General features: G+C 67.5%; 12 protein-coding genes. 1 reads left to right on the forward strand and 11 read right to left on the reverse strand.

The genetic code is table 11. The features are described 5' to 3' along the window. Positions 1-71: 71 nt before the first annotated feature. Positions 72-2,849 carry a preprotein translocase subunit SecA gene (gene secA, locus ACEI37_RS24910; protein WP_373378581.1) on the reverse strand — a complete coding sequence of 926 codons (2,778 nt, stop codon included), beginning with the start codon at positions 2,847-2,849 and terminating at the stop codon, positions 72-74. Between the two features lie 262 nt (positions 2,850-3,111). Between secA and ACEI37_RS24915 the strand changes: the two genes are divergently transcribed. After that, positions 3,112-3,615 (forward strand): DciA family protein, encoded by a 504-nt coding sequence (locus tag ACEI37_RS24915; RefSeq protein WP_115704887.1) that lies wholly within the window; start codon positions 3,112-3,114, stop codon positions 3,613-3,615. Positions 3,616-3,684: 69 nt separating this feature from the next. On the opposite strand, the gene lpxC is transcribed toward ACEI37_RS24915, so the two are convergent. From lpxC to murD, 10 genes are all read right to left on the reverse strand, one after another. Next, complete coding sequence (gene lpxC / locus ACEI37_RS24920; RefSeq protein ID WP_062801809.1) at positions 3,685-4,602, reverse strand: UDP-3-O-acyl-N-acetylglucosamine deacetylase; 918 nt, start codon at positions 4,600-4,602, stop codon at positions 3,685-3,687. 153 nt (positions 4,603-4,755) lie between these two features. Further along, positions 4,756-5,262: a peroxiredoxin gene (locus ACEI37_RS24925; RefSeq protein ID WP_373378582.1), complete on the reverse strand. Its 507-nt coding sequence runs from the start codon at positions 5,260-5,262 to the stop codon at positions 4,756-4,758. Positions 5,263-5,738: 476 nt separating this feature from the next. Next, positions 5,739-6,932, reverse strand: a complete 1,194-nt coding sequence (ftsZ, locus tag ACEI37_RS24930) for a cell division protein FtsZ (RefSeq protein WP_012353949.1) — start codon at positions 6,930-6,932, stop codon at positions 5,739-5,741. 180 nt (positions 6,933-7,112) lie between these two features. Next, positions 7,113-8,345: a cell division protein FtsA gene (gene ftsA / locus ACEI37_RS24935; protein ID WP_010814765.1), complete on the reverse strand. Its 1,233-nt coding sequence runs from the start codon at positions 8,343-8,345 to the stop codon at positions 7,113-7,115. Continuing rightward, positions 8,342-9,280 (reverse strand): cell division protein FtsQ/DivIB, encoded by a 939-nt coding sequence (locus ACEI37_RS24940; protein WP_062801811.1) that lies wholly within the window; start codon positions 9,278-9,280, stop codon positions 8,342-8,344. The genes ftsA and ACEI37_RS24940 overlap by 4 nt, the downstream gene beginning before the upstream one ends. 27 nt (positions 9,281-9,307) lie before the next feature. Further along, complete coding sequence (locus tag ACEI37_RS24945; RefSeq protein WP_373378583.1) at positions 9,308-10,291, reverse strand: D-alanine--D-alanine ligase; 984 nt, start codon at positions 10,289-10,291, stop codon at positions 9,308-9,310. Then, positions 10,288-11,715: a UDP-N-acetylmuramate--L-alanine ligase gene (murC, locus tag ACEI37_RS24950; protein WP_111519093.1), complete on the reverse strand. Its 1,428-nt coding sequence runs from the start codon at positions 11,713-11,715 to the stop codon at positions 10,288-10,290. The genes ACEI37_RS24945 and murC overlap by 4 nt, the downstream gene beginning before the upstream one ends. Before the next feature lie 21 nt (positions 11,716-11,736). Next, positions 11,737-12,807, reverse strand: coding sequence for an undecaprenyldiphospho-muramoylpentapeptide beta-N-acetylglucosaminyltransferase (murG, locus tag ACEI37_RS24955; RefSeq protein WP_373378584.1), 1,071 nt, complete (start codon positions 12,805-12,807; stop codon positions 11,737-11,739). Beyond that, positions 12,804-14,045: a putative lipid II flippase FtsW gene (gene ftsW, locus ACEI37_RS24960; RefSeq protein WP_373378585.1), complete on the reverse strand. Its 1,242-nt coding sequence runs from the start codon at positions 14,043-14,045 to the stop codon at positions 12,804-12,806. The genes murG and ftsW overlap by 4 nt, the downstream gene beginning before the upstream one ends. Then, the gene (murD, locus tag ACEI37_RS24965) at positions 14,042-15,553 is read right to left on the reverse strand and encodes a UDP-N-acetylmuramoyl-L-alanine--D-glutamate ligase (RefSeq protein WP_373380312.1); all 1,512 of its coding nucleotides are present in this window, start codon (positions 15,551-15,553) and stop codon (positions 14,042-14,044) included. Before murD ends, ftsW begins: the two co-directional genes overlap by 4 nt. Between the last annotated feature and the right edge of the window lie 23 nt (positions 15,554-15,576).

Raw genomic sequence — 15,576 nt, forward strand, 5'->3', positions numbered from 1 at the left:
GTTCGATTCCTCTTGCGCCACTCCCGTGCTGCGGGGAGCGACGTCATACCGGATGCCCGGCCTGGCTCAGTTCAGCTGAGCTTGCCGTGGCACTGCTTGAACTTCTTGCCCGAGCCGCACGGGCATGGATCGTTGCGACCGACCTTGGGCATGCCCGCCAGCGCCAGCTCGGCGGCGGCCATGGCCGTGCCGGTGCGCGGCGACGGCGCTTCCTCGACCGGCTCGCGGCCTTCGGCGAACTCGTCGTGCTTGTACTGCACGTTCTCCAGGTGCGACAGGCCTTCCTCGATCTGCTCGGAAGCCTGTTCCAGTTCTTCCGGCGACTGGATCTGCACGTTGAAGGTCACGCGCGTGACTTCGTTCTTGATCACGTCGAGCAGGCGCGCGAACAGCTCGAACGACTCGCGCTTGTACTCCTGCTTGGGGTCCTTCTGCGCATAGCCGCGCAGGTGGATGCCCTGGCGCAGGTGGTCCAGCGCGGCCAGGTGCTCGCGCCAGTGCGTGTCGATGCTCTGCAGCATGACCGAGCGCTCGAAGCCGGCGAACGACTCGCGGCCGACCATCGCCACCTTGCTGTCGTAGCGCTCCGCCGCCGCCTTCATGATCAGGTTGAGCAGCTCTTCATCCTCGATGCTCTGCGCGCCCTCGATGGTCTGCGCCAGCGGCACTTCCAGGCCCCAGTCCTCGCGCAGGCGCGTTTCCAGGCCGGCGATGTTCCACTGCTCTTCCATGGTGTCGGCCGGCACGTGGTCGCGGAACAGCTCGATCAGCACGCTCTCGCGCAGGTTGGTAACCATCTCGCCGACATCATTGGCCTCGAGCACGTCATTGCGCAGCTTGTAGATTTCCTTGCGCTGGTCGTTGGCGACGTCGTCGTACTGCAGCAGCTGCTTGCGGATGTCGAAGTTGCGGCCTTCCACCTTGCGCTGCGCCGATTCGATCGAGCGCGTGACAATGCCGGCTTCGATCGGCTCGCCCTCGGGCATCTTCAGGCGCTCCATGATGGCGCGCACGCGGTCGCCGGCGAAGATGCGCAGCAACTGGTCGTCCAGCGACAGGTAGAAGCGCGACGAACCCGGGTCGCCCTGGCGGCCGGCACGGCCACGCAGCTGGTTGTCGATGCGGCGCGACTCATGGCGCTCGGTGCCGACGATATGCAGGCCGCCGGCGGCCTTGACCTGCTCGTGCAGCGACTGCCATTCATCCTTGAGCTGCTGGATGCGCGACGCCTTGTCGGCGTCGGACAGGCTGGCGTCGGCCTCGATGAAGCCGGCCTGCTTCTCGACGTTGCCGCCCAGCACGATGTCGGTGCCGCGGCCCGCCATGTTGGTGGCGATGGTGATCATCTTGGGGCGGCCGGCCTGCGCCACGATCTCGGCTTCGCGCGCATGCTGCTTGGCGTTGAGCACCTGGTGCGGCAGCTGCTCGCGGTCAAGCAGGCCCGACAGGTATTCCGAGGTCTCGATCGACGTGGTACCGACCAGCACCGGCTGGCCGCGCTCGTAGCAGTCGCGGATATCGCGCACCACGGCGTCGTAGCGCTCCTTGCCGGTCTTGTAGATCTGGTCCTGCAGGTCCTTGCGCTGGGTCGGGCGGTTGGTCGGGATCACCACCACTTCCAGGCCGTAGATCTCCTGGAACTCGTACGCTTCGGTGTCGGCCGTGCCGGTCATGCCGGCCAGCTTCTCGTACATGCGGAAGTAGTTCTGGAACGTGACGGTCGCCAGCGTCTGGTTTTCCTGCTGGACGGTGACGCCTTCCTTGGCTTCCACGGCCTGGTGCAGGCCATCGGACCAGCGGCGCCCGGTCATCAGGCGGCCGGTGAATTCATCGACGATCACGACTTCGTCGTTCTGCACCACGTAGTGCTGGTCGCGGTGGAACAGGCTGTGCGCGCGCAGGGCCGCGTACAGGTGGTGCATCAGCGTGATGTTCTGCGGCGCGTAGAGCGATTCGCCCTCGCCGATCAGGCCCAACTGCGACAGGATCTCTTCGGCCTTTTCATGGCCGGACTCGGTCAGGTAGACCTGGTGGCCCTTCTCGTCGACGTAGTAGTCGCCCGGCTTTTCGACCCCGGTGCCGTCGGCCTTTTCCTCGCCGATCTGGCGCTCGAGCAGCTTGGGGATGCCGTTCATGCGCTGGTACAGGTCGGTCTGGTTCTCGGCCTGGCCGGAGATGATCAGCGGGGTACGGGCCTCGTCGATCAGGATCGAGTCAACCTCGTCGACGATGGCGTAGTGCAACGGCCGCTGCACGCGCTGCGACGGGTCGTAGACCATGTTGTCGCGCAGGTAGTCGAAGCCGAATTCGTTGTTGGTGCCGTAGGTGATGTCGGCGTTGTACGCCGCCTGCTTCTGGTCGTGCGCCATCTGCGACAGGTTCACGCCCACCGACAGGCCCAGGAAGTTGTACAGCCGGCCCATCCACTCGGCATCGCGCTGCGCCAGGTAGTCGTTGACGGTGACCACGTGCACGCCCTTGCCGGTGATGGCATTCAGGTACACGGCCAGCGTCGCGGTCAGGGTCTTGCCTTCGCCGGTGCGCATTTCGGCGATCTTGTTGTCGTTCAGCACCATGCCGCCGATCAGCTGCACGTCGAAGTGGCGCATCTTCATGACGCGCTTGCTGGCCTCGCGGCACACGGCGAAGGCTTCGGGCAGCAGCGCCTCGAGCGATTCGCCACCGGCGTGGCGCTGCCGGAAGGCCTCGGTCATGCCGCGCAGCTCGTCGTCGGAGAGCTGCTCGAACTTCGGCTCCAGCGCATTGATCTGCGCCACCGTGCGGCGGTATTGCTTGATCAGCCGCTCGTTGCGGCTGCCGAAGACTTTCTTGAGAAGGCCCGTGATCATCGATTGCTTTCACCTGCGCGGAACCGGGTGGCATCCCCAGGGAAGGCGGGCTGCCCCGGCGGCCGGGCGCGGTAATGGATAGATTGGCGCAAAACGCCGAGTTTATCATGTGCCGGGGTCACGCCCGGCGGCGCGGGGCGCTGGCGCGGGACCTGCCGCAAGCAGTTTGGGATGGTTGCGCCGGCTTCAATCCGGCCGCCCTCGCTTTCGGTTCGGCCCGCGCTGCCTGCGTGCACGCGCCGCCCCTTGCTAGAATGGACCCATGCGCCGCTTCACCCATCCCGCCCTGCAGACCCCCGCCGCCAAGCCGCTCAACGACTGGCTGGACAAGGCCGGCCCGGTGTCGACGCTGCTCCAGACCGCGCGCCAGCTGTCGGTGCTCGAGGCCGAGGTGCTGGCGCTGCTGCCGGCCGGCATGCGCGCTGGCCTGGCCGTGGCCGGCATCAAGCGCGACCCGTCCGACCCCAACGGCCAGGTGCTGCTGTTGCTGGCGGCCCATGGCGCGGCCGCGGCGCGGGTGCGCCAGGTCGTGCCGACGCTGCTCGGTCGCCTTCAGCAGCGCGGCTCGCCGGTCACCTCGATCCGCGTGCGGGTGCAGCCCGAGGTGCAGCGCCATTCCGACTGGGAGGTGGAGCCGGTGGCACGTCCGCGCACCGGCGGCCGCATGACGCCGACCGGGCTGGCCAATCTCGACCAGCTCGCGCGCAGCCTGCCGGATTCGCCGCTGCGCGACGCGCTCAATACGCTGCTGTCCCACCACCGCTGAGCGAACGCGCCGCGTCCAAAGCAAAAGAGCCGACCTGTGCAGGTCGGCTCTTTTTCTATGCGAGGCCGCTCAGGCGAAGGCCGGCTGCGCCTGCGGCAGGAACGCCGCCGGGGCTTCCTCGACGCGGTCGAAGGTGACCAGTTCGTACGCTTCCTGGTCCGCCAGCAGCGCGCGCAGCAGCTGGTTGTTCAGGCCGTGGCCAGACTTGTTCGCCACATAGGCGCCGATCAGCGGATGGCCGACCACGTACAGGTCGCCGATCGCATCCAGGATCTTGTGGCGCACGAACTCGTCGCCGTAGCGCAGTTCCTCGTTGTTGAGCATGCGGTGCTCGTCCAGCACGATCGCGTTGTCCAGGCTGCCGCCGCGCGCCAGGCCCATCTCGCGCAGGGCCTCGACCTCGTGCGCAAAGCCGAAGGTGCGGGCGCGGGCAATTTCGCGCACATAGCTGGTGTCGGCGAAATCGATCGAGAAGGTCTGGCCGGTCTTGTCGACCGCCGGATGGCGGAAGTCGATGGTGAACGACAGCTTGAAGCCGAAGAACGGCTCCAGCCGCGCCAGCTTGTCGCCTTCGCGCACTTCCACCGGCTTCTTCACGCGGATGAAGGTCTTGGCTGCATTCTGTTCTTCGATGCCGGCGGACTGCAGCAGGAACACGAACGACGCCGCGCTGCCGTCCATGATCGGGATTTCCTCGGCGTCGACGTCGACATAGAGGTTGTCGATGCCCAGGCCGGCGCAGGCGGACATCAGGTGCTCGACGGTGGAAACGCGCGCGCCATCCTTCTGCAGCACCGACGCCAGGCGCGTGTCGCCGATGGCCGACGCGGCCACGGGAATCTCGACGGCCTCGGGCAGGTCGACGCGGGTGAAGACGATGCCGGTACCGGCCGGCGCCGGACGCAGCGTCAGCGTGACCTTGCGGCCGGAGTGCAGGCCGATGCCAACGGTCTTCACCAGGGATTTGATCGTGCGCTGTTTGAGCATGACAGCCTCAACAATTATTAAAATCTATCGTGTTATCTTTTTGATTAAGGGATTTTACCACCACATCCGGGGCGCTGCAGCCGGCTTTTGTTTCCGGCTGTTAACACCCCCGTCACAAGTTACGTATTATCCACGTTTACCCGGATGACTGTGTCAGCTACGCAACGCCGCCAGCACTGCTTCGGCGCTGCTGACGCGAAATTCACCGGGCGCCTCGACATCGAGCCGGGTCACCACGCCATCGTCGATCACCATGGCAAAGCGCTTGGCGCGCACGCCCATGCCGCGAGCGCTCAGGTCCTGGTCCAGGCCCAGTGCGCGCGTCCACTCGGCGCTGCCGTCGGCCATCATCCGGACCTTGCCGGCCACCTGCTGCTCGCGGCCCCACGCGCCCATCACGAAGGCATCGTTGACCGAGACGCACCAGACCTCGTCCACGCCGGCGGCGCGCAAGGCGTCGGCATGCTGCACGAAGCCCGGCACATGTTTGGCCGAACACGTCGGCGTGAAGGCGCCGGGCAGGCCGAACACGACGATCTTGCGCCCGCGGACCAGGTCCGCCACCTTGAACGCATTGGGGCCGAGCGCGCAGCCGTTGCTTTCGGTCTCGAAGAATTCCTGCAGCGTGGCGTCGGGGACGCGGGAACCGACAGTGATCATGGCTCTCTGGTTTTCCTTGGGTGTCTGAACGGGTCTATGAAGGATAGGACGGATGCGGGGCCGCATGGCGGCGCGTTGCCGCTGGGCAACCTAACGATCATAGGCGCCCGGCCGGCGCTGCCAAAGCCGGATCACATCCGCTTACGTACGGATCCATATTCGGACGAATTCCGATACGCCTGAAGACACTACAAAGACGTCCGCGCGGCGCACCTTTTGGGTGCGCCGCGCGGACGGCGATACATCCCGACCGGGAAGGCGGGAAACCAGTCCGGGGAGGCGGCCAGCGGCACGCCCGAACCCGGCAACGGGATGCGGGTGAAGTCAGTCCGGCGCAGGCGCGGCGCTGCCGGCAGCCCGGCGGTTCATGTCAGCCATGCAAGGCACGCGCGGATGGGGAGCGCACGTGCATCGCGACCAGGCGACGCGTTCCGTCAGGCGGCCGGTGGAGGCACCGATGCCGCGCCAGGCAGGCTTCAGTCTGCCTGCTTGCGCAGGAAGGCCGGGATATCGTACGTATCCACACCCTTTTCCTGCAGCGCCGCCACGTGGGCCGATGCCGACTCACGCGAGCTGCGCCACACTGCCGGCGTATCCAGGTTGCTGTAGTCCGGCGAGCTGTGCTGCGCGGCGGTGGCGGCCATGTTGGCCATCATCTGCACCGGCATGTTGTCGGTGCCAGTCTTCAGCAGCGTCATCGGCTGTTGCTTCTTGGCCGAGCGGCCCAGGCCGGTCGCGACCACGGTCACGCGCAGCGCATCGCTCATCGAGTCGTCGTACACCGTACCGAAGATCACGGTCGCATCTTCCGCGGCGTAGCTGCGGATGGTGTTCATGACTTCCTTGGTTTCCGACAGCTTGAGCGAGCGGCTGGCGGTGATGTTGACCAGCACGCCGCGCGCGCCGGACAGGTCCACGCCTTCCAGCAGCGGGCTGGCCACGGCCTGCTCGGCCGCCAGGCGGGCGCGGTCGACGCCCGACACGGTGGCCGTCCCCATCATGGCCTTGCCCTGCTCGCCCATCACCGTCTTGACGTCTTCGAAGTCGACGTTGACCAGGCCGTCAACGTTGATGATCTCGGCAATGCCGGCCACCGCGTTGTGCAGCACGTCGTCGGCGCACTGGAAGCACTTGTCCATCTCGGCGTCGTCGCCCATCACTTCGAACAGCTTCTCGTTGAGCACCACGATCAGCGAGTCGACGCTCGATTCCAGCTCGCTGGAACCGTGCTCGGCGACCTTGGCGCGGCGCGCGCCTTCGAAGTCGAACGGCTTGCTGACCACGCCCACGGTCAGGATGCCCATCTCCTTGGCCACCTGCGCGACGATCGGCGCGGCGCCCGTGCCGGTGCCGCCGCCCATGCCGGCAGTGATGAAGACCATGTGCGCGCCGCGCAGCGCGTCGGCGATCTGATCGCGCGCCGATTCGGCGCAGTTGCGGCCCACTTCCGGCTTGGCGCCGGCGCCCAGGCCCGTATTGCCGAGCTGCAGCACGCGCGAAGCGGTCGAACGCTTGAGCGCCTGGGCGTCGGTGTTCATGCAGATGAATTCGACGCCTTGCACGCCGCGGCTGATCATGTGCTGCACGGCGTTGCCGCCCGCGCCGCCCACGCCGACCACCTTGATGATGGTGCCGTCCTGCACTTCCGTTTCGATCATGTCAAAGTCCATCACTGCCTCCGAGAAAAATCAGTCCCCAGACGATGCGGCCTCCCCGCCGCAACCCCTGGTTTCTGAACAAGAAACCAAAAAAAAGAAAACCTGAAAACCGTTACCTGGCACGCAAGCCTGTCCGGTAGACCGTCCTGGCCGCGCACCGTTGCAGAGCCGGCGCGTCAATTCGCGCGTCGCTCAGAAATTACCAACGAACCATTCCTTCATGCGGGTCCACACCTGCTTGACCGACCCGCTCTGCACCGCCACCTTGCGCCCGCGCATGCGTTGCACGCGGCCTTCCAGCAGCAGGCCCATCACCGTCGCGTAGCGCGGGCTCTTCACCACCTCGTGCAGGTTGCCCCGATACTCGGGCACGCCGACGCGCACGGGCTTGAGGAAGATGTCCTCGCCCAGCTCGACCATGCCCGGCATCATCGCGGTCCCACCGGTGATGACCACGCCCGACGACAACAGTTCTTCATATCCCGACTCGCGCACCACCTGGTGCACCAGCGAGTACAGCTCTTCGATGCGCGGCTCGATCACTGCGGCCAGCGCCTGGCGGCTGAGCGTGCGCGTGCCGCGGTCGCCCACGCCCGGCACCTCGATCATGTCGTCCGGGTCGGCGATCGCCTGCTTGGCGATGCCGTACTGGATCTTGATGTCCTCGGCGTCCGGCGTCGGCGTGCGCAGCGCCATCGCGATATCGTTGGTGATCTGGTCGCCGGCGATGGGAATCACGGCCGTATGGCGGATCGCGCCTTCGCTGAAGATGGCGATGTCGGTGGTGCCGCCGCCGATGTCGACCAGCACCACGCCCAGTTCTTTCTCGTCCTCGGTCAGCACCGCCAGGCTAGACGCCAGCGGCTGCAGGATCAGGTCGTGCACCTCAAGCCCGCAGCGGCGCACGCACTTGACGATGTTCTGCGCGGCGCTGACCGCGCCGGTGACGATATGCACCTTCACTTCCAGGCGGATGCCGCTCATGCCGATGGGCTCGCGCACGTCTTCCTGGCCGTCGATGATGAATTCCTGCGTCAGGATGTGCAGGATCTGCTGGTCGGTCGGGATATTGACCGCCTTGGCGGTCTCGATCACGCGCGCGACGTCGGTCTGCGTGACCTCCTTGTCCTTGATCGCCACCATGCCGCTGGAGTTGAAGCTGCGGATATGGCTGCCGGCAATGCCGGTGAAGACCTCCGAAATCTTGCAGTCGGCCATCAGCTCGGCCTCTTCCAGCGCCTTCTGGATCGACTGCACGGTGGCCTCGATGTTGACCACGACCCCTTTCTTCAGACCCTTGGACTCAGACTGGCCCATCCCGATCACCTCGTAGCTGCCGTCGGGGCGCAGTTCCGCCACCACGGCCGCCACCTTCGAGGTGCCGATATCGAGACCGACCAACAGGTCCTTGTATTCCTTGCTCATCGGGTTTTCTCCGCGTTCTTGCTCTTCAGTCGCGTCGGATTGTTGTTGGATGTACCTGAAACCGTTGCGGCCGCCCCCGGCCGGGCGGCGCTCGTCGCCGCGCTCGCCGCCTTCGCCTTGGCCGCTCTCTCTGCCTTTTCGGCCCGCACCGCCGCCGCGATCTGCGCCTCGGTCAGGAAGCGCGCGTTGGCGGCGCGGATGGCGAAGCCGTTGGGATAGCGCAGGTCGGCATATTCGATCTGGCTGCCCCATTGCTGCGTGACCTGCGGCCAGGCCGCGACGAAGCGGCGCACGCGCTGGTCCATCGCGGTGCGATCCTCGTCGTTCTGCTCGCGGCCCAGCTCGACCTCCATGCCGTTGGACAGGCGCGCGCGCCAGGCGTAGCGGCCGGACAGCGCCACCGCCAGCGGCTCTGCCTTGAGCGGCTTGAACCACTGGCGCATGACTTCGAGCTTCTCGATCACGTCGGCCTCGCTGTCCGGCGGGCCGTCCAGTGCCAGCAGCTGCGCGTCTTCTTCCGCCTCGGCCGTGTTGGCGACAAAGATCTCGCCATAGGTATTGATCAGCCGGCCGCTGTCGGGCGCGCCCCAGGTGCCCAGCGCCTCGTGCTCCTCGACCTCGACCGCCAGGCCGTTGGGCCATTCGCGCCGCACGCTGGCGCGCCGCACCCACGGCACCGACTCGAACGCCTGGCGCGCCGCGTTGAGGTCGAGCGTGAAGAAGTTGCCGGTCAGCTTGCCGAGCGCGCTGGCGCGCACGCTGGGCGCGTTCACGTGGCGCAGCGCGCCGCCGTCCATCGGGCCGATCTCCACGTGCGTGATGGCAAACACCGGCCGCTGCGCCAGCCACAGCAGGCCCGCCGCGAGCGCCATCAGCGCCACCACCGCATACAGCGTGGAGGCGATCAGGTTGAGCAGGCGTGCGTTATGCCACATGGTCCGGTGCGGTCCTATCGGGTGAAGTTATTCGGGTTTCCAATGCTCGTTGGGATGCAGGTCCAGCGTCGCGGCGGCCACCACCTGCAGCACGAAGTCCTCGTAGCTGATGCCGACCGCGCGCGCCGCCATCGGCACCAGCGAATGGCCGGTCATGCCGGGCGAGGTATTCATCTCGAGCAGGAAAGGCGTGCCGTCGGCGCGCAGCATCACGTCGGCGCGCGCCCAGCCGCGGCAGCCCAGCACGCGGTAGGCCTGCACCGCCAGCGCCTGCACCTGCCGTTCGATTTCGGCATCCAGGCCCGACGGACACAAGTACTGGGTATCGTCAGTAAAGTACTTATTTTGATAGTCGTAGTTGGCCTCGGGCGCGACGATGCGGATCACCGGCAGGGCTTCGGCGCTGTCGCCCTCGCCCACCACCGGGCAGGTCAGCTCGGCGCCGTCGACAAAGGTCTCGGCGATGACGTCGTTATCCAGCGCCGCGGCCTTGTCGAAGGCCGCGCGCATCTGGTCCGCCGCAGTGACCTTGGTCAGGCCGATCGACGAGCCCTCGCGCGCCGGCTTGACGATCAGCGGCAGGCCCAGGTCGGCCACCACCGCGTCAAAGTCGGTGCTTGCCTGCAGCATGGCGAAGCGCGGCGTGGCCAGGCCGTGCGTCATCCACAGGCGCTTGGTGGCCTGCTTGTCCATGGCCAGCGCCGACGCCAGCACGCCGCTGCCGGTGTACGGCACGCCCAGCTGCTCGAGCAGGCCCTGGATGGTGCCGTCCTCGCCGTAGCGGCCGTGCAGCGCGATGAAGACGCGATCAAAGCCGGCCGCCGCCAGTTCGGCCACGCCTTGCAGGCCGGGGTCGAAGCCGTGCGCGTCGACGCCGCGCGACTGCAGCGCGGCCAGCACGCCGTTGCCGGACATCAGCGAGATTTCCCGCTCGGCCGAGCGGCCGCCGAGCAGCACGCCGACCTTGCCCAGCGACTTGGGATCGATATTGGGATGGGCGACGAAACTCATGCCTGGCTCCCTTGCTGCAGCGGTTGCTGGTGCGACACCAGTTGGCCGGGCACACCGCCGATCGAGCCCGCACCCATTGTCACGACCACGTCGCCGGGCCGTACGGCATTCAGGATGGCCTGCGGCATCTCTTCCATCTGCTCCACGAAAACAGGTTCGACCTTGCCCGCCACGCGCAGCGCGCGGGTCAGCGCACGGCCGTCGGCAGCGACGATCGGGGTCTCGCCGGCAGCGTAAACCTCGGACAGCAGCAGGGCATCGACCGTGCCCAGCACCTTGACGAAGTCTTCAAAGCAATCGCGCGTACGGGTAAAGCGATGCGGCTGGAACGCCAGCACCAGGCGGCGCCCGGGGAAGGCGCCGCGTGCGGCGGCCAGCGTGGCGGCCATTTCCACCGGGTGGTGGCCGTAGTCGTCCACCAGCGTGAAGGTGCCGGCGCCGTCGGGCGTGGCCACTTCGCCGTAACGCTGGAAGCGGCGGCCGACGCCGTGGAACTCACGCAGCGCCTTGACGATGGCGGCGTCGGGCACTTCCAGCTCGGTGGCGATGGCGATCGCCGCCAGCGCGTTCTGCACGTTGTGCATGCCGGGCAGGTTCAGCACGATTTCCAGCGGCGGCTCGGCGTGCTGGTTCAGCTGGCGCAGCACGGTGAAGTGCATCTGGCCGTCGACCGCGCGCGCATCCACGGCGCGGATCTGCGCATCCTCGGCAAAGCCGTAGCGCACCACCGGCTTGGACACGAACGGCAAAATCTCGCGCACGTTGGGGTCGTCCACGCACAGCACCGCGATGCCGTAGAACGGCAGCCGCTGGGTGAATTCGATGAACGCCTGCTTGAGCCGGGCAAAGTCGTGCCCGTAGGTGTCCATGTGGTCGGCATCGATATTGGTGATGACCTCGATGACCGGGAACAGGTTCAGGAACGAGGCATCGGATTCGTCGGCCTCGGCCACGATGAAATCGCCGGTGCCCAGGCGTGCGTTGGCGCCGGCCGAGTTCAGCCGGCCGCCGATGACGAAGGTCGGATCGAGGCCGCCTTCGGCCAGTACCGATGCCACCAGGCTGGTGGTGGTGGTCTTGCCGTGCGTGCCGGCAATGGCCACGCCCTGCTTCAGCCGCATCAGCTCGGCCAGCATCACCGCGCGCGGCACCACCGGGATGCGCTGGCTGCGCGCGGCCAGCACTTCGGGGTTGTCGCCGCTGACCGCGGTCGACACTACCACGGCGTTGGCGCCGCTCACGTTGGCGGCGTCGTGGCCGTGCATGACGGTGGCGCCCAGCGACGCCAGGCGCCGCGTGGCGGCGTTGTTGCCCACGTCGGAGCCCGAGACCTTGTATCCCAGGTTCAGCAGGACCTCGGCGATGCCGCTCATGCCGGCGCCGCCGATGCCCACGAAGTGGATGTTCTTGACGATATGCTTCATTGGATTGCTGCTTCGCTCACTTCAGTCCCTGGCCAGCTCGCTGCATACCTCGGCGACGCGCCGGGTTGCCTCGGGCCGGGCCAGTCCGCGCGCCAGGCGCGCCATATCTTTCAGCTGCGGCCGGGTCAGGCTGGCAATGGTCTGCGCCAGGCCCTCGGCCGTCAGGTCTTTCTGCTGCACGAGCAGGGCCGCGCCCTGGCTCGACAAAAACTGTGCGTTGGTGGTCTGGTGGTCGTCCACCGCATGCGGGAACGGCACGAACAGCGCCGCCACGCCCGCGGCGGCCACTTCCGACACCGTCATCGCGCCGGCACGGCAGATCACCAGGTCGGCGTCGGCATAGGCGCGCGCCATGTCGTCGATGAACGGCAAGGTCTGCGCCGGCACCTGCGCCGCGGCGTAGTTGGCGCGCAGCGTGTCGATCTGCTTCGCGCCCGCCTGGTGCGTCACTACCGGGCGCTGGTCCTGCGGCAGCAGCGCAACGGCCTTGGGCACCACCTCGTTGAGCGCGGCGGCGCCCAGGCTGCCGCCCACCACCAGGATGCGCAACGGGCCGTCGCGCCGGTCGTAGCGCGCCTCGGGGGCGTCCAGCTGCGCCAGCTCCTCGCGCACTGGGTTGCCGGTCCATTCGCTGCCGGGCAGCGCATCGGGGAACGCGCACAGCACGCGGTCGGCCACCCGGGCCAGCACCTTGTTGGCCAGCCCGGCGATCGAGTTCTGCTCGTGCAGCACCAGCGGCCGGCCCAGCAGCGAGGCCATCATGCCGGCCGGGAAGGTGATATAGCCGCCCATGCCCAGCACCACGCTCGGACGCACCCGCCGCAGCGCCGCGATGCTTTGCCAGAACGCGCGCAGCAGGTTCAGCGGCAGCAGGAACTTGGTCACCAGCCCCTTGCCGCGCAGCCCGCCGAACTGGATGAACTCCATCGGGATGTCGTGCTTCGGCACCAGCGTGGCTTCCATGCCGGTGCGGTTACCCAGCCAGACCACGTTCCAGCCCTGCGCGCGCAGCGCCTGCGCGACCGCCAGCCCGGGGAACACATGTCCCCCGGTGCCGCCGGCCATCACGAGCAGGGTGCGCGGCTGGGTCATACCTTCCCTCCACGCATCAGCACACGGTTCTCGTAGTCGATGCGAAGAAGGATCGCCAGCGCCACGCAATTCATCAGGATGCCCGAGCCGCCATAGCTGACCAGCGGCAGCGTCAGCCCCTTGGTCGGCAGCAGGCCCAGGTTCACGCCCATATTGATAAAGGTCTGCCAGCCGATCCAGACGCCGATGCCCTTGGCCACCAGGCCGGCAAAGGTGCGGTCCAGCTGCAGCGCGGTGCGGCCGATATTGAAGGCGCGCCGCACCAGCCAGTAGAACAGCACGATCACCACCAGCACGCCGATAAAGCCGAATTCCTCGCCGATCACGGCGAGGATGAAGTCGGTATGCGCCTCGGGCAGGTAGTGCAGCTTTTCGATGCTGCCGCCCAGCCCCACGCCGGTCCACTCGCCGCGGCCGAAGGCGATCAAGGAATGCGTCAGCTGGTAGGCCTTGCCGAGCGCGTTGCTCTCTTCCCACGGATTCAGGTAGGCAAAGATCCGCTCGCGCCGCCAGGGCGACGCAGTGATCAGCAGCGCGAACGCGCCCACCGCCACCCCGACCAGCCCGGCGAAGAGCTTGCCGTTGATGCCGCCCAGGAACAGGATGCCCATCGCCACCGCGGCGATCACCAGGAACGCGCCCATGTCGGGCTCGAGCAGCAGCAGCAGGCCCACCACCACCACCGCCACGCCCATCGGCAGGAAGCCCTTGGACACGGTCTGCATCCACTCCTGCTTGCGCACGGTGTAGTTGGCGGCATACAGCACCACCGCCAGCTTCATCAGCTCGGACGGCTGGAAGTTCATCACGCCCAGCGGAATCCAGCGCCGCGCGCCGTTCACGCCCTTGCCGACGAACGGCACCAGCACGATCACCAGCAAAATCAGCGCAAAGATAAAGAGCTTGGGCGCGTAGCGGTCCCATACCTTGACCGGCACCTGGAACGCGGCCAGCCCGACCGAGAGGCCGATCCCCAGCGCGAACGCATGGCGCAACAGGAAGTGGCTTTCGCGGTAGTTGGCGTAGCGCGGCGAGTCCGGCAGCGCGATCGACGCCGAGTAGACCATCACCAGGCCGAGCGCGAGCAGCACGATCGAGACCCACAGCATGGGCTGGTCGTACTCCATCATGCGCGAGCGGGTCGGCTTGACGCCCGACACCGCGTCGCGCAGGCCACCCCAGGCATTGCCGATGGTGGCACCGATAAAACCGCTGCGCTTGACCTGTGCGTCGCTCATGGCAGGATCCCCCGGGACAGGGCCAGTTCTTCCACCGCGCCGCGGAACACCTCGGCGCGATGCACGTAGTTGCGGAACATGTCCAGGCTGGCGCACGCCGGCGACAGCAGCACCGCGTCCCCGGCCTGGGCCAGCGCGGCGGCCTGCGTCACGGCTTCTTCCAGCGTGGCGGCGTCGACCAGGCTGGCGCCGCTGCCCTGCAGCGCATCGCGCAGCTCAGCCGCGGCGCGGCCGATCAGCACCACCGCGCGCGCGTACTGCGCCACCGGCGCGGCCAGCGGAGAGAAATCCTGCCCCTTGCCCTCGCCTCCGGCGATCAGCACCACGCGCTTGTCCAGACCGGAGAGCGCGGCTACGGTGGCGCCCACGTTGGTGCCCTTGCTGTCGTCGAAATACTCGACGTCGTCGATGGTGGCGACCCATTCCACGCGGTGCGGCTCGCCGCGGTATTCGCGCAGGCCGTGCAGCAGCCCGTTCAGCGGCAGGTCGATGGCGCGGCACAGCGCCAGCGCGGCCATTGCGTTGGTGGCGTTGTGCATGCCGCGGATATGCAGCGCGTCGGCCGGCATCAGGCGCTTGTGGCGCACCGGCACCGCTTCCGGCGCGGCCTCTGCGGCCTTGCGGCGACGGGGCTTGCCCTCCCCTTCCGCGTCGGGATCGGGTTCGGCCAGCACCAGCCAGGGCATGCCGCCCTCGCGCAGGATGCCGAAGCTGCCCGGCACTTCGGGCAGGTCGATGCCGAAGGTCACCGGGGTCGAGCCCGGGCGTGCCATGTCCAGCGTCAGGCGGTCGTTGCGGTTCAGCACCTGCACGCACGCATGGCCAGCCGGGCCGAAGATGCGCGCCTTGGATGCGGCGTAGGCTTCCATCGAGCCATGCCAGTCGAGGTGGTCCTGCGTCACGTTTAGCACCGTGGCGGCATGCGGCGCCAGCGTATGGGTGGTTTCCAGCTGGAAGCTCGACAGCTCCAGCACCCACACGTCCGGCAGCGACGCCGAGGCGATGCAGGCCGACAGCTTGTCCAGCGCCGACGGGCTGATATTGCCCGCCACCGCCACGCTCTTGCCGGCGCGCTCGACCAGGCGGCCGGCCAGCGCGGTAGTGGTGGTCTTGCCGTTGGTGCCGGTGATCGCCAGCAGCTTCGGCGCATAGCCGGACTCGGCTTCGAGGTGGCGCAGCGCGCGCGCGAACAGCTCGATCTCGCCCCACACCGGGATGCCGCGCGCCTGCGCCGCTGCCAGCAGCGCGCCGGTGGCAGCCTCCAGCGGCGACAGGCCGGGGCTGATCGCCACCAGGCTGATGCCGTCGAGCAGGCTTTCGGCGAAGGGGCCGCCGACGAATTCGGCCGAAGTCAGTTCGGCCTGCAGGAACACAAGGTTGGCAGGCGCCTCGCGCGTGTCGGCCACGCGCACCGCGCAGCCGTTCAGGCCACACCAGCGCGCCATGGCCAGCCCCGACTCGCCGAGGCCCAGTATCAGCACATGAGGTTTTTGCAGCTCGCCAAACACTTCGATTTCCTGCCCTTGGTTTC

This window comes from Cupriavidus nantongensis (assembly GCF_041726985.1).
Classification (GTDB): Bacteria; Pseudomonadota; Gammaproteobacteria; order Burkholderiales; family Burkholderiaceae; genus Cupriavidus; species Cupriavidus nantongensis_A.

Coding starts and splice junctions, on each gene's coding strand:
- secA (WP_373378581.1), bottom strand. CDS start 2,849: ATGATCACGGGCCTTCTCAAGAAAGTCTTCGGCAGCCGCAACGAGCGG.
- ACEI37_RS24915 (WP_115704887.1), top strand. CDS start 3,112: ATGCGCCGCTTCACCCATCCCGCCCTGCAGACCCCCGCCGCCAAGCCG.
- lpxC (WP_062801809.1), bottom strand. CDS start 4,602: ATGCTCAAACAGCGCACGATCAAATCCCTGGTGAAGACCGTTGGCATC.
- ACEI37_RS24925 (WP_373378582.1), bottom strand. CDS start 5,262: ATGATCACTGTCGGTTCCCGCGTCCCCGACGCCACGCTGCAGGAATTC.
- ftsZ (WP_012353949.1), bottom strand. CDS start 6,932: ATGGACTTTGACATGATCGAAACGGAAGTGCAGGACGGCACCATCATC.
- ftsA (WP_010814765.1), bottom strand. CDS start 8,345: ATGAGCAAGGAATACAAGGACCTGTTGGTCGGTCTCGATATCGGCACC.
- ACEI37_RS24940 (WP_062801811.1), bottom strand. CDS start 9,280: ATGTGGCATAACGCACGCCTGCTCAACCTGATCGCCTCCACGCTGTAT.
- ACEI37_RS24945 (WP_373378583.1), bottom strand. CDS start 10,291: ATGAGTTTCGTCGCCCATCCCAATATCGATCCCAAGTCGCTGGGCAAG.
- murC (WP_111519093.1), bottom strand. CDS start 11,715: ATGAAGCATATCGTCAAGAACATCCACTTCGTGGGCATCGGCGGCGCC.
- murG (WP_373378584.1), bottom strand. CDS start 12,807: ATGACCCAGCCGCGCACCCTGCTCGTGATGGCCGGCGGCACCGGGGGA.
- ftsW (WP_373378585.1), bottom strand. CDS start 14,045: ATGAGCGACGCACAGGTCAAGCGCAGCGGTTTTATCGGTGCCACCATC.